The following is a 465-nucleotide window of genomic DNA, read 5'->3' as shown; positions in this document are numbered from 1 at the left end:
AATTTTCCCTGTTCCTTGGTGGTAGCTATGATTAGCACGTTCACTTAAGGATTGTACAAATTCATGTAATTCTTCATAGTTCATTTGACCTTGATAAGCGTGAATTTCATCCAATAATTTCATGACATTTTCGGCTTTTCCTTTCGTTTGAGGTTTACCTGCTTCACACGGTTTAAGGTTAAATCCGAAATCCTTTGAAAAATGATCAAAACGTTCGTTGACCACGCTTTTTGAATAAGATGTTCTTGGATGATCCATAACAGTCTTCATGTTATCTGTTAGTAGTATTTTAGGTACGCCACCCAATGATTCAAAGGTTTCTGTAAGAAAAGACATGAGAACATTCTGTGATTTAGAAAGCGTCAGGTAAAAAGCCTTGAACCGAGAATGTGATAATAATAGAACCGCAACATTCACATAGATAATTTCTCCGTCCCGCGTGATATACTTTATATTTTCTTTCCA

General features: G+C 35.7%; 1 pseudogene. It reads right to left on the bottom strand.

The annotated features are described in order from the left end of the window. Positions 1–465 (bottom strand): annotated as a pseudogene (locus tag E3U55_RS17105) (DDE-type integrase/transposase/recombinase); the annotation flags it as partial.

Origin of the sequence: Filobacillus milosensis (assembly GCF_004402015.1) — a bacterium.
Lineage (GTDB): Bacteria > Bacillota > Bacilli > Bacillales > Alkalibacillaceae > Filobacillus > Filobacillus milosensis.
Note: the sequence above shows the minus strand (reverse complement) of the source record. Positions and strands in the feature narration are given on the sequence as shown.